This window comes from Enterobacter cloacae complex sp. P12RS, assembly GCF_014895875.1.
In the GTDB taxonomy this organism is placed as follows: Bacteria; Pseudomonadota; Gammaproteobacteria; order Enterobacterales; family Enterobacteriaceae; genus Enterobacter; species Enterobacter bugandensis.
Genome location: NZ_JADBQO010000007.1, coordinates 445,840 through 460,549 on the forward strand (window position 1 = coordinate 445,840; position 14,710 = coordinate 460,549).

General features: G+C 57.2%; 15 protein-coding genes. 6 read left to right on the forward strand and 9 right to left on the reverse strand.

The annotated features are described in order from the left end of the window. The 7 genes from cydB to IM284_RS05065 all read right to left on the reverse strand — a co-directional run bounded on the left by cydB (position 1) and on the right by IM284_RS05065 (position 4,905). Complete coding sequence (gene cydB / locus IM284_RS05035; RefSeq protein ID WP_193055741.1) at positions 1–1,011, reverse strand: cytochrome d ubiquinol oxidase subunit II; 1,011 nt, start codon at positions 1,009–1,011, stop codon at positions 1–3. After that, positions 1,011–2,414 (reverse strand): cytochrome ubiquinol oxidase subunit I, encoded by a 1,404-nt coding sequence (locus IM284_RS05040; protein WP_028013105.1) that lies wholly within the window; start codon positions 2,412–2,414, stop codon positions 1,011–1,013. Before IM284_RS05040 ends, cydB begins: the two co-directional genes overlap by 1 nt. 67 nt (positions 2,415–2,481) lie before the next feature. Continuing rightward, positions 2,482–3,354, reverse strand: coding sequence for a manganese catalase family protein (locus tag IM284_RS05045; protein ID WP_028013106.1), 873 nt, complete (start codon positions 3,352–3,354; stop codon positions 2,482–2,484). Between the two features lie 17 nt (positions 3,355–3,371). Next, a complete protein-coding gene (locus IM284_RS05050; protein WP_047368524.1) occupies positions 3,372–3,878 on the reverse strand; it encodes a ferritin-like domain-containing protein in 507 nt (168 codons plus the stop codon). A gap of 25 nt (positions 3,879–3,903) precedes the next feature. After that, positions 3,904–4,107 (reverse strand): hypothetical protein, encoded by a 204-nt coding sequence (locus IM284_RS05055; RefSeq protein ID WP_008502273.1) that lies wholly within the window; start codon positions 4,105–4,107, stop codon positions 3,904–3,906. Between the two features lie 23 nt (positions 4,108–4,130). Continuing rightward, positions 4,131–4,625 (reverse strand): ferritin-like domain-containing protein, encoded by a 495-nt coding sequence (locus tag IM284_RS05060; RefSeq protein ID WP_008502272.1) that lies wholly within the window; start codon positions 4,623–4,625, stop codon positions 4,131–4,133. Between the two features lie 94 nt (positions 4,626–4,719). After that, the gene (locus tag IM284_RS05065; RefSeq protein WP_004150795.1) at positions 4,720–4,905 is read right to left on the reverse strand and encodes a general stress protein; all 186 of its coding nucleotides are present in this window, start codon (positions 4,903–4,905) and stop codon (positions 4,720–4,722) included. 506 nt (positions 4,906–5,411) lie between these two features. On the opposite strand from IM284_RS05065, the gene IM284_RS05070 reads away from it, so the two are divergent. Then, entirely contained in the window at positions 5,412–6,755 is a 1,344-nt protein-coding gene (locus IM284_RS05070; RefSeq protein ID WP_047368525.1) for a VOC family protein, read from the forward strand. A 43-nt stretch (positions 6,756–6,798) separates the two neighbouring features. Continuing rightward, the gene (locus IM284_RS05075; protein WP_047368526.1) at positions 6,799–8,304 is read left to right on the forward strand and encodes a carboxylesterase/lipase family protein; all 1,506 of its coding nucleotides are present in this window, start codon (positions 6,799–6,801) and stop codon (positions 8,302–8,304) included. Here the strand turns inward: IM284_RS05075 and IM284_RS05080 are convergent. Beyond that, entirely contained in the window at positions 8,291–9,133 is an 843-nt protein-coding gene (locus IM284_RS05080; RefSeq protein WP_047368527.1) for a LysR family transcriptional regulator, read from the reverse strand. The genes IM284_RS05075 and IM284_RS05080 overlap by 14 nt on opposite strands. Positions 9,134–9,247: 114 nt before the next feature. Here IM284_RS05080 and IM284_RS05085 point away from each other — a divergent pair, with 114 nt between their 5' ends. From IM284_RS05085 to rimL, 4 genes are all read left to right on the forward strand, one after another. Then, positions 9,248–10,417 carry a pyridoxal phosphate-dependent aminotransferase gene (locus IM284_RS05085; protein WP_047368528.1) on the forward strand — a complete coding sequence of 390 codons (1,170 nt, stop codon included), beginning with the start codon at positions 9,248–9,250 and terminating at the stop codon, positions 10,415–10,417. A gap of 10 nt (positions 10,418–10,427) precedes the next feature. Continuing rightward, positions 10,428–11,201 (forward strand): transporter substrate-binding domain-containing protein, encoded by a 774-nt coding sequence (locus tag IM284_RS05090; protein WP_025756391.1) that lies wholly within the window; start codon positions 10,428–10,430, stop codon positions 11,199–11,201. A 242-nt stretch (positions 11,202–11,443) separates the two neighbouring features. Next, entirely contained in the window at positions 11,444–13,099 is a 1,656-nt protein-coding gene (locus IM284_RS05095) for a glucan biosynthesis protein D (RefSeq protein WP_045260490.1), read from the forward strand. A gap of 45 nt (positions 13,100–13,144) precedes the next feature. Continuing rightward, positions 13,145–13,693, forward strand: a complete 549-nt coding sequence (gene rimL, locus IM284_RS05100; RefSeq protein ID WP_047368529.1) for a 50S ribosomal protein L7/L12-serine acetyltransferase — start codon at positions 13,145–13,147, stop codon at positions 13,691–13,693. Here the strand turns inward: rimL and ydcK are convergent. Next, the gene (gene ydcK / locus IM284_RS05105; RefSeq protein ID WP_041910038.1) at positions 13,688–14,668 is read right to left on the reverse strand and encodes a YdcK family protein; all 981 of its coding nucleotides are present in this window, start codon (positions 14,666–14,668) and stop codon (positions 13,688–13,690) included. The two genes, rimL and ydcK, sit on opposite strands and share 6 nt — an antisense overlap. Between the last annotated feature and the right edge of the window lie 42 nt (positions 14,669–14,710).

Consider the following 14,710-nt stretch of genomic DNA (forward strand, 5'->3'; position numbering starts at 1 on the left):
TCAGTGATAGCCTTCAGTATCCGAAACTTTGCCCCGGAAGACGTAGTAGCTCCAGGTGGTGTACACCAGAATCACCGGAATTATCAGCAGGGTCCCGACCAGCATAAACAGCTGGCTGGCGGGGGGCGCCGCGGCTTCCCACAGGGTGATGCGCGGCGGAATAATGTTTGGCCACAGGCTGATACCCAGGCCGCTAAATCCGAGGAAGATCAGCCCCAGCGTCAGCAGGAAGGGGCGCGAGTGGCTGGCCGGGTTGCGGGTCAGCCGCCAGATCAGCACGCTAAACAGGCCTACCAGCAGGGGAACCGGCAGGAACCAGAAGAAGTTGGGCAGGGTAAACCAACGGTCGGCCACGTACTGCCAGCCGAGCGGCGTCCAGACGCTGACAACCGCGATCACCACCATCAGGGCCAGCAGCACGTGGCGGGTTAGCTCGCGCATGCGGCGTTGCAGGGCGCCTTCACTTTTCATGATAAGCCAGGTGGTGCCCAGAAGCGTGTAGGCGACCACCAGGCCGATACCGCAGAAAAGGTTAAAGGGCGTCAGCCAGTCAAGCGGCGAGCCCACAAAGCGTCTGCCCTCTACCTCAAAGCCGTTGATCACCGCCCCCACGACGATCCCCTGGCTGAAGGTGGCGAGCAGAGAGCCACCGGCGAAGGAGTAGTCCCAGAACTTGCGGTGCGAAGGCGTCGCTTTAAAACGAAACTCAAAGGCGACGCCGCGAAAGATGAGGCCGATCAGCATCGCGGTGAGGGGGATAGTAAGCGCATCAATGATCACCGCGTAAGCCAGCGGGAACGCGCCGAACAGCCCCGCACCGCCAAGCACCAGCCAGGTCTCGTTGCCGTCCCATACGGGCGCTACGCTGTTGACCATCACATCGCGCTCTTTCGCATCGCCCACGAAGTTAAACAGCAGGCCGATGCCCAAATCAAAGCCATCCATAATGATGTACATCAGCGTGGCAAAGACGATGATGGCAAACCAGATAACAGAGATATCGACGCCCATCAGTTTCTCTCCTGTTCCGGAACAGACTCCGCGGCAGACAGTGGACGGGCCGGGGTGCCCGACGTGTTTGACGTCAGCGTATCGACGGGCTGCGGGCCTTTCTTAATCAGCCGGATGAGGTACACATAGCCCACGCCAAACACCGACGAGTAGACAACGAAGAACGCCAGCAGGCTGATGCTCATCTGCAGGGTGCTGTGCAGGGAGACCGCGTCAATCGTGCGCAGATAACCGTAAACCACCCACGGCTGGCGGCCCACTTCGGTGGTCACCCAGCCGGCGAGCAGCGCCACCAGACCCGCGGGCCCCATGCAGAGGGCAAACCACTGGAACGGACGCGAGTGGTAGAGCCGGTGGCGATAGCGTAGCCAGAGGCTGACCAGACCGAGGGTAATCATCAGCAGGCCCATTCCGACCATGATGCGAAACGACCAGAAGACGATGGTCGAGTTTGGGCGATCCTCTTTCGGGAAGTCCTTCAGCGCCGGGACCTGCTTATCGAGGCTGTGCGTCAGGATAAGGCTACCGAGCGCGGGGATTTCAAGACCGTATTTGGTGCGCTCCTCGTCCATATCGGGCAGGCCAAACAGCAGCAGCGGCGTGGCCTCGCCGGGCGGATTTTCCCAGTGACCCTCTATGGCGGCAATTTTGGCTGGCTGATGCTCAAGCGTGTTCAGGCCGTGCATATCGCCCACGACGGCCTGAATGGGGGCAACCAGCAGCGCCATCCACATCGCCATGGAGAACATGGTGCGTATGGCAGGGGTATCATTGCCGCGCAGCAGGTGCCATGCGCCCGACGCGCCGACAAACAGCGCGCTGCTCAGAAAGGCGGCGATGGCCATATGAATCAGGCGGTAAGGGAAGGAGGGGTTAAAGATAATCGCCAGCCAGTCCTGCGGAATGACCTGCCCGTTCTCGATAGTAAAACCCTGCGGGGTGTGCATCCAGCTGTTGGAGGCGAGGATCCAGAAGGTCGACATCAGCGTGCCGAGCGCCACCATGCAGGTTGAAAAGAAGTGCAGCCCAGGGCCGACCTTGTTCCAGCCGAACATCATTACGCCAAGAAAGCCGGCTTCCAGGAAGAAGGCGGTTAACACCTCGTAGGTCAGCAGGGGACCGGTAATACTGCCTGCGAACTGGGAGAACCCGCTCCAGTTGGTGCCGAACTGATACGCCATGACCAGCCCGGAAACGACACCCATCCCGAAGTTAACGGCAAATATCTTGAGCCAGAAGTGGTACAGCGAGCGCCAGACGTCGTTTTTGGTGCGCAGCCACATGCCTTCAAGCACGACCAGATAGCTGGCAAGACCGATGGTGATCGCCGGGAAAAGAATGTGAAACGAGACGGTAAAAGCGAACTGAATTCTGGCGAGATGAAATGCATCAAGTTCGAACATGGTCCGTACCTCTGAAGCGATGGGGCACGAGAATTGCCGGGCAGGTCAGGATGCCCGGCAAAACCGATTACGGTTTACTCTTTCCGGCACCCAGCTCGGCACCGGTCAGCGGGTCGGAATGGGGATCGGACTTGGTGCGGGCAGACATCGCCTTAACCAGGGTTGCCTGTTCAGCTGTGAGCGTCACGCTGGCGCTACCGTCTCCGCCATCAACCGCAGGCTGGGGGGACTCAACGTAATCAAAGTGCTTATCGCTGTTCCAGCTTCCGCGAACCTCTCCACCTTCAGACATATTGTAGTACTTGTTGGTGAATTCCTCGATTGGCGGCAGTTTTCCCGGCGGGAAATTGTTACGAATGGACTGCAGCGCCTTCTCAAAGGAGAGCTGATGCGCCGCCTCACGCGTCATCAGAAACGCCAGCGCGTCCTTCACTCCGGGATCGTCAGTGACGTTAATCAGCCGTTCATAGATGATTTTCGCCCTGGCCTCTGCCGCCACGTTCGAGCGCAGATCCGCCGTCGGCTCGCCGATGGTATCGACGTAGGCTGCCGTCCAGGGCACGCCCGCCGAGTTAGTGAGCGGGGTACCGCCGCCGTAGAGCAGGGAGGTTATGTGACTGTCGTTACCGTTTTCGGTCATGGACCGATACAGTTCAGCCTCATTTTCCACCCCTTCCGCCAGCGCGCCTTTGGCACCTTTGTTCAGCATACCAACCAGCGTACCGATGATTTCGAGGTGACTTAGCTCCTCGGTGGCGATATCCATCAGCATATCCTTGCGGCCCGGATCGTCATCGCTCAGGCCCTGAGTGAAGTAACGGCAGGCGGCAGCCAGTTCGCCCTGCGGCCCGCCAAACTGTTCCAGTAAAAGGTTAGCAAGACCGGGGTTGGGTTCGGCGACGCGAACCGTATATTGCAGCTGTTTGACGTGTCGAAACATAGGCACTCTCCTGTGGATTATTTTTTCGCTTCGACACCGTCTGCGTCTGAACGCAGCAGGAACTGTTCCGTCGTTTGCGGGATATGGCGAATCAGCCAGTCGGCCATTTCGCGCTCTTCTGCGAGGATCGTCTCAATGGCAGGCACGGAGACGGTATCGCCCGCTTTTTTCGCCGCAGCGAGCAGGGAGGTGTAGCAGGCGATTTCAAACTGTTCGAAGACATAGCCGCTGATCGAGCCCTTAACGATCTCATCGGACGGGAACATACCGCCGATGGATTGACCCAGGGCCGCCATTTTGCTCATCGAGTCTTTTAAGACCGAACGAGAAATATCATTACGGTCGAGGATTTCCTCCAGCAATGTAATTTGCCGTTTTGTCTCATTAATATGTTGCTCAATTCTGGCGCGAACATCAGGATAATTATCAATACGGCTGGCCATGGACTCCAGCATAGATTCGGCTTGCTTTTCCATTGCATGGGCATCGCGTAGCCAGTCATGGTAGTGTTCTACGTGATTCATCATTGTATCCTCATTAGGGGTTCGCTTATTTGGTCTCACTTTCAGCAGCCTGATCGGCACGTGCGGCACTGTAGCCAGATAAGTGGCCGACAATATTGGCGTAAATGCTGATGATAATGACCCATAGTACGCTATTCTTCCACCATATTACTGAAGGGATAGCGAGAATGAACCATATTATTGCTGCCGCTAAATGGCACCGTTTAATTGTCCTGGGACTGATGCTCATTTTATTTAACCTGTCTTATCGCGTCATTTCTGCGCTTTTTGGTTAATATTGCCAACGGCCAGGTCGGTGAGTTTAAGGTCGGTCTCTTTCTCTTCTTCCAGCGTTTCGGCAAGAAGTTTAACGGCTTTTTTGTAGCCCAGTTGTTCTGCGAGGGTCGCAAGGGTACCGTAGCTGGCTATTTCGTAATGCTCCACTTTTTGCGCAGCGGCAATTAACGCGGCATCACGCACTTCATTTTTTTCCGTACTTTCGATAACTTCGTTGGCTTCTTCAATTAAGCCTTCCATTGCCACGCACTTCATGCGCTTGAGCTTAATACCGTCTTCCTGTTCGACGATCTGGTCAATACGTTCAATCTGACCCTGCGTCTCCTCCAGGTGCGCGGTGAAGGCGGCGCTCAGCTTCTCGCTGGAGGCGGCACGAGCGAGTTTGCTTAACGCTCGGGTAAGTTGTTTTTCAGCGCTGTAGGTATCGGACAGAAGATGAATAAATACATCCTCAACACTTTTCATATTCATAATAATTACGCTCCGGTAAAATAAGGAAAGGGTACTGCGAGCTTTTCAGCCCGCAGCATGCTCTCAGGTTTTATTAAAAGAGTACTAAATAAGATCAGGAGTTATCAGATTTACGGCCTCCGCCGTGACTGTTCTGTCCCCCTTTCTTACCCGCTTCAGATGCGCGTTGCGGATCGTTTTTGAAATTACCACCGCTGTGCTGGCCGCCTTTACGTCCAGCTTCTGATGCTTTTTCACGGTCTTCAGCGAAATTACCGGAACCACCACGATGCTCTGCCATATTAAACCTCATAGTCATATATTGGTTATGTCAGTACGATACGAAAATATTCCGTATCACTCGTCGTTCGAGTAATAACTCTAGTCGCTGTGAGGCATACGTCAAATTCGTTTCGCCATTAGCGGTTGCGTTATATTTAATTATTGCTGCGTTTGCGCTTCGCTTGGTTTGGAAATATGGAAGTGTGGGAAGGACTTGTAAACAAATGTTCGGATTAGTCCTAAGTTTCATTTAAAAATCGGAAGGTTGAGGCCAATAATAATGGCTTGGCAAAAACGAATAATTTGTAAGCGGTGATTTTGGAAAAATTACCCCTTTAGGGCTAGAAAAAATAGCCGCTACGAATCATAAGGAAAATCCTGGAAAAAGATGACGAGGCGCCTGACAGGGGTCGGTAGCACACGGTTTAACCACTGGCGTCTTAAGATCACAAATCAGAAATTCTTCCCCCCGGAAGGAACGGCCTTCTCTACACTCCAGGTAATATTCACTGGAGGCATGACATCATGGCGAACACCATCACGGCTGATGATATTCGGGAACATTTTTCGCAGGCTATGTCGGCGATGTACCAGCAGGAAGTTCCGCAGTACGGCACCTTGCTTGAGCTGGTCGCGGACGTAAACCTGGCGGTTCTGGAAAATAATCCACTATTACATGAACAACTGGCGAACGCCGACGAGCTGGCGCGCCTGAACGTGGAGCGTCACGGGGCGATCCGCGTCGGTACGGCACAAGAGCTTTCCACCCTGCGTCGTATGTTTGCCATCATGGGCATGTTCCCGGTCAGCTATTACGATCTTTCTCAGGCGGGGGTACCGGTCCACTCAACGGCGTTTCGTCCGGTTGACGATGCGGCGCTGTGCCGCAATCCGTTTCGTATCTTTACCTCACTGCTGCGCCTTGAGCTGATTGAAAACGTGGCGTTACGCGAGCGGGCGGCAGAAATTCTCTCTCAGCGGAACATCTTTACGCCGCGCTGTCTGGAACTTATTGACCTCCATGAGTCGGAAGGGCACTTTACCGAAGCGCAGGCGCACGAGTTTGTGCAGGAAGCGTTAAAAACATTCCGCTGGCACCGTCATGCAACGGTCGACCAGGAGACCTACCTGGCGTTGAGTAACGAGCACCGCCTGATAGCTGACGTGGTCTGCTTCCCGGGGTGCCATATCAACCACCTCACGCCGCGCACGCTGGACATTGACCGGGTGCAGGAGCTGATGCCGAAGTACGGGATTGAGCCCAAAATTCTGATCGAAGGGCCGCCGCGTCGTGAAGTGCCGATCCTGCTGCGTCAGACCAGCTTTAAAGCCCTCGAAGAGCCGGTGCTTTTCGCCGGGGAACATAAAGGCACCCACACCGCGCGCTTCGGTGAAATTGAACAGCGCGGCGTGGCACTGACCCCGAAAGGCCGTGAACTGTACGATAGCCTGCTGGCCCAGGCCGGAACCGGAAAAGATAACCTGACGCACCAGCTGCATTTGCGGGAGATTTTCAGCGCCTTCCCGGACAGCGAAATGTTCCTGCGCCGTCAGGAGCTGGCGTATTTTCGCTATCGCCTGACCCCGGCGGGAGAGGCCCATCGTCACGCGTTTCGTCCGGGGGATGACCCGCAGCCGCTGATCGAGCGCGGGTGGGTGGTGGCCCAGCCGATAATTTACGAAGATTTCCTTCCGGTCAGCGCGGCGGGGATTTTCCAGTCCAATCTCGGGAATGAAACCCAGGCGCGCAGCCACGGGAATGCCAGCCGCAATGCGTTTGAAGCCGCGCTCGGCTGCCCGGTGTATGACGAATTTACGCTCTACGAGGAGGCGGAAACGCGCAGCAAACAGCGTTGCGGTTTGCTCTGAAATCGTTACTCTTCAGGGGTGTGATGGAAAAAATAAGGTCGTTATGCAAAATCCTTCCGCCCCTGTGGTTAAAACGCGCCAGGGCGCACTGTCTGGTTTAACCGATGAAAACGTTCACCTCTGGCGCGGTATTCCCTATGCCGCACCGCCCGTTGGCGACTGGCGCTGGCGCTCACCCCGGCCGCCGGAACGCTGGGATGGCGTGCGTGCAGCTACCAACTTTTCGCCCTCAAGCTGGCAAAGCAGTGAATATTGTCAGGAGTTGGGCGGGGGCGATCCCGGCCAGTTTTCTGAAGACTGCCTCTATCTGAACGTCTGGTCCCCTATCGACCGTACCGGGCCGCTGCCGGTCATGGTTTGGCTGCACGGCGGCGGGTTTACGATCGGCGCCGGAAGCCTGCCGCCGTATAACGGCAAGGCCCTGGCATCCCGCGTGGTGGTTGTCGTCACGATTAACTACCGTCTCGGCCATCTCGGCTTCTTCGCCCATCCCGCTCTGGAAGGTGAAGAGGAGCGGGTGGTGCATAATTTTGCCCTGCTGGACCAGATCGCCGCGCTCGAATGGGTGCGGGATAATATTGCCGCGTTTGGTGGCGACCCGAATAACGTGACCCTGTTTGGTGAATCCGCCGGCGCGCGCAGCGTGCTGTCGCTGCTGGCCTCGCCGCTGGCGAAAGGACTATTCCATAAGGCGATAGTGCAAAGCGGGTACACTTTGCCGGATACGCCGCGCGCGCAGGCCCTGCACAAAGGGGAAGCGCTGGCCGCCCACTTCGGGCTGGAAAATGCGACGGCAGAGCAGCTGCGCGCGATCCCGCCTGAGGCGTTCTGGCCGCTGACCTCGCCGCTGAACCTCGCTCCGGCCCCTATCGTTGGGGATTGCGTTTTGCCGGAGGCGATGCTGGACGTCTTTTTCGCCGCCCGCCAGCATCCCGTGCCGGTGATGATTGGCTCCAACAGCGATGAAGCCAGCGTGATGGCGGTGTTTGGTGTCGATCTCGCCGGGCAGATCCAGAAGCTTCGCCGGGAGCGCCGCTTCGGGCTGGGGCTCATCAAGCTGCTTTATCCGGGCGTGAAGGGCGACGAGGAGCTCGGCAGGCAGGTGTGCCGCGACATGGCCTTCACCACTATGGGCTACGTGGTGATGCAGGCCCAGCAGCGCGTCGGCGGGCTTTGCTGGCGCTACTGGTTTGACTATGTGGCCGAAGCGGAACACGCCACCTATATCAACGGTGCCTGGCACGGCAATGAGGTGCCGTACGCGTTCGATACCCTCGGGCAGGTGGAGCCTTCGCGCCAGTACGTTAACGAACGGGATCTGGCGTTTGCCGCCCAGGTGGCTGATTACTGGGTGAGCTTTGCGCGCGATGCCGGAACGCATGACAGCCTTCACGGGCCGACGCGCTGGCCCGCCTGCCGCAAAGGGCGGGACGTGCTGTTACGTATTGGTGTGAATAAACATGCAGGTTTCAGGCTTGAAAACCGCTTTATGCGCGCCCGCATGAGCCTCTTCAAGCGCGTGATGAAGCACCACGTCAGCCTCGATTAAGCAAACAGGCGCGAAACGCCGCCAGACTATTCTCCTGACAAGGCGTTTCGCGCAGCACCAGCCGGTAGCTCGCGCCGGTTTTAATGCTGGTCTCATAGGGCCGCATTAGCCTTCCGGCGCGGATATCTTCTGCCACCAGCGTTTCGTCGGCAATGGCTACGCCCAGCCCCTGAATGGCGGCGGTAATGGCGAGATCCATCGTATCGAAGTGTTGATTTTTGTGCATAGCAAAGCCCGGACCTTCCTGATTCGCCAGCCACAGTGACCAGTCTGTCTTATCCCTTGTCGGATGAAGAAACGTAAGCGAACCCAGCGCGGCACCCGCTCGCACGGGGCTGAACACCGGCGTCAGCGCCTCTTCGAACAGCAGATCGCCTGCGCTCATGTGCGTGCCGAAGACGATGGCGGCATCGTAAGATTCGGTTTTGAAATTGACGTTATGATCGGTCGTGGTGGTGAGCGCGATCTGCAGATCCGGCTGCTCGCGCTCCACTTCCAGCAGGCGCGGCACCAGCCAGCGCATCGCGCAGGTGGGGGCCTTGAGGCGAATCACCGTATGCTGGCTGCGGGCCTGGTCGGCCACGTTCAGCAGTTGTTCGAAGGAGGACTGCAGTTCGGGAAGCAGGGCGCTGCCCTGAGGGGAGAGACGCAACCCGCGCGCGTGGCGCTCAAACAGCGGAAAACCAAACCAGGCTTCAAGGGAGGCAATCTTACGGCTCACGGCCCCCTGCGTCAGGCAGAGTTCCGCGGCGGCATGGGTAAGATTCAGATGACGCGCGGTGACTAAAAATGCGTCGATGGCATTGAGCGGGAGCGAACGGCGTGACATTGAAACACCTCAGCTATGCATTTTTCTCATGGCTATTATGACAACAATTCGATTGTCCCGGCAACGGAGTTATTGTTTGAATAGTTATGCAATATCCATGAGAAGGGTAAGAGGATGACTTTACGAACGCCGGTGCAAACGCGCTCCAAGCTGCCAGACGTGGGGACCACCATTTTTACCGTTATCGGCCAGCTTTCGGCCCAGCATAACGCCATCAACCTTTCTCAGGGGGCACCGAATTTTTCCTGCGACCCGAAGCTGATCGCCGGCGTTACCCGCGCGATGGAGGCAGGGCATAACCAGTATGCGTCGATGACCGGCCTGCAGCCGCTCAAAGAACGCATCGCCGATAAGATTGCCGCGCTCTACGGCACGCAGTATAACCCTGCCAGCGAGGTGCTGGTCACCGCCAGCGCCAGCGAAGGGCTCTATTCGGCGATAAGCGGGCTGGTGCACCCTGGCGATGAGGTGATCTACTTTGAGCCGTCGTTTGACAGCTACGCGCCGATTGTTCGTCTGCAGGGGGCAACGCCTGTCGCCATCAAGCTCACGGTGCCGGATTTTGCCGTCAACTGGGATGAGGTCCGTGCGGCAATCACCCCGCGCACGCGCATGATCATCATCAATACGCCGCACAACCCGAGCGGCCAGGTCTTCTCCGCTAATGACCTGCAGCATCTGGCGGCGCTGACGCGCAATACCGACATCATTATTTTGTCTGACGAAGTGTATGAACACGTCGTGTTTGATGGGGAACCGCACCACGGGATGGCCACGCACCCGCAGCTGGCGGAGCGTAGCGTGATTATTTCTTCTTTCGGAAAAACCTATCACGTCACCGGCTGGCGCGTGGGTTATTGTGTGGCGCCAGCAGAGCTGATGGACGAGATATGTAAAGTCCATCAATTTTTGATGTTCTCTGCCGATACGCCAATGCAATACGCGTTTGCAGAACACATGACCGATCCGCAAACCTGGCTGTCGCTGTCGGCGTTTTACCAGCGTAAGCGCGATCTGCTGCACGGCCTGCTGGCCGATTCGCCGTTTACCCTGCTGCCGAGCGCCGGGTCGTTCTTTATGCTGGCGGACTACAGCCAGTTCAGCGACGAGCGCGACAGCGAGCTGGTGAAGCGGCTGATTGTTGAGTACGGTGTTGCCACCATTCCGCTGTCGGCGTTTTATGCCGACGGCACGGATAATAAATTGATTCGTCTCTCTTTTGCGAAAGATGAGGCGACGTTACGGGCAGGTGCTCAAGCCCTGTGTCGGGTTAAACCACGCTAAGGAGTATGAAATGAAATTACGCGCGTTAGTTGTCGGCATGGGATTGCTGTGTACCTTTTCCTCCTTCGCGGCCACCGAGCTGCGCTACGGTCTGGAAGCGGAATATCCGCCGTTTGAAAGCCGTAATGCGGCAGGCGAACTGGAAGGGTTTGACGTTGAGCTGGGAAATGCCATCTGCAAAGCGGCAGCGCTGAAGTGCAGCTGGGTCGAAACCTCGTTTGACGCGCTGATCCCGGGGCTGGTGGCGAAGAAGTTTGACGCCATCAATTCGGCGATGAATATCACCGAACAGCGCCGCAAGAGCATCGATTTTACCCAGCCGATCTACCGCATTCCGTCTCAGCTGGTGGGCAAGGCCGGTACGGCGGTCGAAGCAACGCCTGAAGGGCTGAAGGGGAAAACCATCGGCGTGCTGCAGGGGTCGATTCAGGAAACCTATGCCAAAGAGCACTGGGAAAAGCAGGGTGTCACCGTGGTGTCGTATAAAGATCAGAATATGGCCTGGGGTGACCTGCTGAATGGCCGCATTGATGCCTCGCTGGTCATGTCCGCGGCCGGGCAGGCGGGTTTCCTCAGCAAGCCGCAGGGAAAAGGGTTTGGCTTCATCGGCAAACCGGTGTCTGACGACACTATCCTCGGCAGTGGGATCGGCTTTGGGTTGCGCAAAGGTGACGAGGCCACCAAAAAGCAGCTTGATGCCGCCATTGATAAAGTACGTGCCGACGGCACGATCGCCAAACTCGCTGATAAGTACTTCCCGGGTATCGATGTCAGCGTAAAATAACCGCCTCATTGGCCCCGTCAGCTGATGTCCTGACGGGGCATTTTTCTACACATTTTCCAGGCTTTCTTTACACCACTTTCGGGCCGTTCTGGTCGACAGAAAATATTTCTCACTTTGTTCAGATAATCACCGGCCAACAATTGGATTCTTAACCATTTTTGTTTAGGCTGTGCGTTCTTTCTTGCCGTCATTTCGCCGAGCGCGAAACACATTCACACGACCATAAGGACGTTTTTCCAGGCATGAATCGCAGACGTTTTCTAAAAGGCTCGCTGGCTGTGGCAGCCCTGAGCGGCACCTCCGGCCTTGCTTCCCTGTTTTCCAAAGCGGCATATGCGGCTGACTCTGACATCGCTGACGGTCAGAGCCGTCGGTTTGACTTCTCCGTACTGCAATCCATGGCGCATGACCTGGCGAAAACCCCGTGGGGTGGCGCGCCGCGTCCGCTGCCGGAGACGCTGGCGACCATGACGCCGCAGGCGTATAACGCCATCCGCTACGATGAAAAACAGTCTCTGTGGAACAACATTGAAGGGCGTCAGCTGGACGTGCAGTTCTTCCATATGGGAATGGGGTTCCGCCGCCGCGTGCGGATGTTCTCGCTGGACCAGTCTACCTCTATGGCGCGCGAGATCCATTTCCGCCCTGAGCTGTTCAGCTACGGTGACACGGGTGTCGATACCAAACAGCTGGAAGGGCAAAGCGATCTCGGCTTTGCGGGCTTCCGCGCCTTTAAAGCGCCTGAGCTGGCGCGCCGCGATATTGTCTCTTTCCTCGGGGCGAGCTATTTCCGCGCGGTGGACGATACCTACCAGTACGGGCTTTCCGCGCGCGGTCTGGCGGTAGATACCTTTACCGACACCCCGGAAGAGTTCCCGGACTTCACCTCCTTCTGGTTTGAAACCGTCAAGCCTGGCGATACCACCTTTACCGTCTATACGCTGCTGGACAGCCCGAGCGTCACCGGTGCCTATAAATTCGTGATCCACTGCGAGAAGAGCCAGGTGATCATGGAGGTGGAAAACCATCTCTACGCGCGTAAGGACATTAAGCAGCTGGGCATCGCGCCGATGACCAGCATGTTCAGCTGTGGCAACAACGAACGCCGCATGTGCGACACCATTCACCCGCAAATCCACGACTCCGACCGCCTGGCAATGTGGCGCGGCAACGGGGAGTGGATCTGCCGTCCGCTCAATAACCCGCAGAAGCTGCAGTTTAATGCCTATCTGGACAAAAACCCGAAAGGGTTCGGCCTGCTGCAGCTCGATCGCGATTTCTCCCACTATCAGGACGTGATGGGCTGGTATAACAAGCGCCCGAGCCTGTGGGTTGAGCCGCGCAATGACTGGGGGAAAGGATCTATCGCGCTGATGGAGATCCCAACCACCGGTGAAACGCTGGATAACGTGGTCTGCTTCTGGCAGCCGGAAAAACCGGTGAAAGCTGGCGACGAGCTGGACTTTAAATATCGTCTCTACTGGAGCGCGCAGCCGCCGGTGCGTTCCCCGCTGGCCAACGTTTACGCGACCCGCACCGGCATGGGCGGCTTCCCTGAGGGCTGGGCGCCGGGCGAACACTATCCGAAAGTGTGGGCCCGCCGCTTTGCGATTGATTTCGTCGGCGGTGACCTGAAGGCCGCCGCGCCGAAGGGCATCGAGCCGGTGATTACGCTCTCCAGCGGTGAAGCGAAGCAGGTTGAGATCCTTTATGTTGAGCCGTTTGACGGGTATCGCATTCTGTTTGACTGGTACCCAACGTCGGATTCGACGGAGCCGGTGGATATGCGCCTGTTCCTGCGCTGCCAGGGCGATGCCATCAGCGAAACCTGGCTGTATCAGTATTTCCCGCCAGCGCCAGATAAACGTCATTACGTTGATGACCGGGTAATGCGTTAACGATCGATTCCCTCTCCCTGTGGGAGAGGGTTAGGGTGAGGGGCAATGACCGCAACACAATCCGAAACTATTCCCGTATCTGACGCGCTCGAGCTTCGCGCCGTCGAAGAGCGTTACACCGCCGAACTGCATAACCTCGTCGTCAAAAACAGAGCCTATCTGCAAACCGCCTTTGACTGGGCGCAGCACGTGGGCAGCGAGGACGATACCCGACGCAACGTGCAGAGTAACCAGTTGCTGCACCAGCGCGGCTACGCCAAAATGTTTTTGATCTTCAGGGAGGATGCGCTGGTCGGCGTACTGTCGTTTAATGCGATTGAGCCTGCCAACAAAGCCGCGTACATCGGCTACTGGCTGGATGAAGCGCACCAGGGGCAGGGGATCCTCTCGCAGTCGCTGCAGGCGTTTATGCGCTACTACGCTGAGCGCGGTGAGATCCGCCGATTTGTGATCAAGTGTCGGGTGGCGAATCAGCACAGCAACAGCGTGGCCCTGCGCAACGGTTTTACGCTGGAAGGGTGCCTGCGTGAAGCGGAATACCTCAATGGCGCCTATGACGATGTGAACATCTACGGCAAAATTTATACCCTATAGCGCCCCCAGCAGCGGCGTGCGGGTGATGCGCTGGTCGCCGTTGATCACCTTTTCACCGCGCAGGTGAATGCTCTCACCAGCAAAGGCCTCTATCACCGCATCGTCGGTGATTTCTACCCGATGCTCAATCAGCACGTCGCCGCTGATCCGCGCGCGTCCCTGAATCACCACTTTATCATCCAGCATGATCGGCCCGCCGCGCAGCCATGCCTGACCGCCGATCAGGACGTGGTGCTTGATGATGCAGTTTCCTTCCACCACGGCGTTCTCGGCAATCTGAGAGCTGTAGCGCACGGTAGGGATGGCGTCATCGTCGAAACCGGCTATTACGCGGGCGTTGCCGTACACTTTGGCGCAGTCGCACACCCAGACGTTGTTGAGTTCGTTACCTTCGAGGATCGCGCAGTCGAACACTTCGGCGCGGTGCTCAACAAACGCGTTATTCACCATCGCCTCGCCGTATATTTGTGCCTGATGCACAATGCGCGATCGGCTTACCGTCGCCTTGCCGTAGATTTGCAGGATCTGGTCGTGGTCCGGCGTGAGGCCTTTAGCGGCAATGATGACGCTGTTGTGTAGGACGCGCGCGTCGCCGTAAAGATGGCACTCACCCCGCACGCAGGAGTGCTGAATTGTGACGTTGTCACTTATTCGCGCCCCGTGGCTGACCTCTGCGGCGTCAAGCCAGCAGTTATCGCCGATATGCGCGTCATGGCTGACGGTGCACGGCAGGGTCAGGCGCGCGTTGCCGGACACGGTTGCGCCAGCGAATACCACGCTGTTTTCATCGTAGATCCAGCAGTCTCCGTCCTGCGCAAGGGCGCGCTCATCGTCAATCCAGCCGCCTTTCGTGCCGGCCTTCACATCGTTAAAGTCCACCGTAGCGATAATCTGCCGCAGCGTCGTTGAGTGGGATGTTTCGCCATTTTTCCATTGCCAGAGCCGGGTTTCATCGCTGAGCCGATACTTATTCATCGTGGGGTCCCTGATATGCGTCTTCACTAAACGTAGCAAACT

Coding starts and splice junctions, on each gene's coding strand:
- cydB (WP_193055741.1), bottom strand. CDS start 1,011: ATGGGCGTCGATATCTCTGTTATCTGGTTTGCCATCATCGTCTTTGCC.
- IM284_RS05040 (WP_028013105.1), bottom strand. CDS start 2,414: ATGTTCGAACTTGATGCATTTCATCTCGCCAGAATTCAGTTCGCTTTT.
- IM284_RS05045 (WP_028013106.1), bottom strand. CDS start 3,354: ATGTTTCGACACGTCAAACAGCTGCAATATACGGTTCGCGTCGCCGAA.
- IM284_RS05050 (WP_047368524.1), bottom strand. CDS start 3,878: ATGAATCACGTAGAACACTACCATGACTGGCTACGCGATGCCCATGCA.
- IM284_RS05055 (WP_008502273.1), bottom strand. CDS start 4,107: ATGAGCATCAGTCCCAGGACAATTAAACGGTGCCATTTAGCGGCAGCA.
- IM284_RS05060 (WP_008502272.1), bottom strand. CDS start 4,625: ATGAATATGAAAAGTGTTGAGGATGTATTTATTCATCTTCTGTCCGAT.
- IM284_RS05065 (WP_004150795.1), bottom strand. CDS start 4,905: ATGGCAGAGCATCGTGGTGGTTCCGGTAATTTCGCTGAAGACCGTGAA.
- IM284_RS05070 (WP_047368525.1), top strand. CDS start 5,412: ATGGCGAACACCATCACGGCTGATGATATTCGGGAACATTTTTCGCAG.
- IM284_RS05075 (WP_047368526.1), top strand. CDS start 6,799: ATGCAAAATCCTTCCGCCCCTGTGGTTAAAACGCGCCAGGGCGCACTG.
- IM284_RS05080 (WP_047368527.1), bottom strand. CDS start 9,133: ATGTCACGCCGTTCGCTCCCGCTCAATGCCATCGACGCATTTTTAGTC.
- IM284_RS05085 (WP_047368528.1), top strand. CDS start 9,248: ATGACTTTACGAACGCCGGTGCAAACGCGCTCCAAGCTGCCAGACGTG.
- IM284_RS05090 (WP_025756391.1), top strand. CDS start 10,428: ATGAAATTACGCGCGTTAGTTGTCGGCATGGGATTGCTGTGTACCTTT.
- IM284_RS05095 (WP_045260490.1), top strand. CDS start 11,444: ATGAATCGCAGACGTTTTCTAAAAGGCTCGCTGGCTGTGGCAGCCCTG.
- rimL (WP_047368529.1), top strand. CDS start 13,145: ATGACCGCAACACAATCCGAAACTATTCCCGTATCTGACGCGCTCGAG.
- ydcK (WP_041910038.1), bottom strand. CDS start 14,668: ATGAATAAGTATCGGCTCAGCGATGAAACCCGGCTCTGGCAATGGAAA.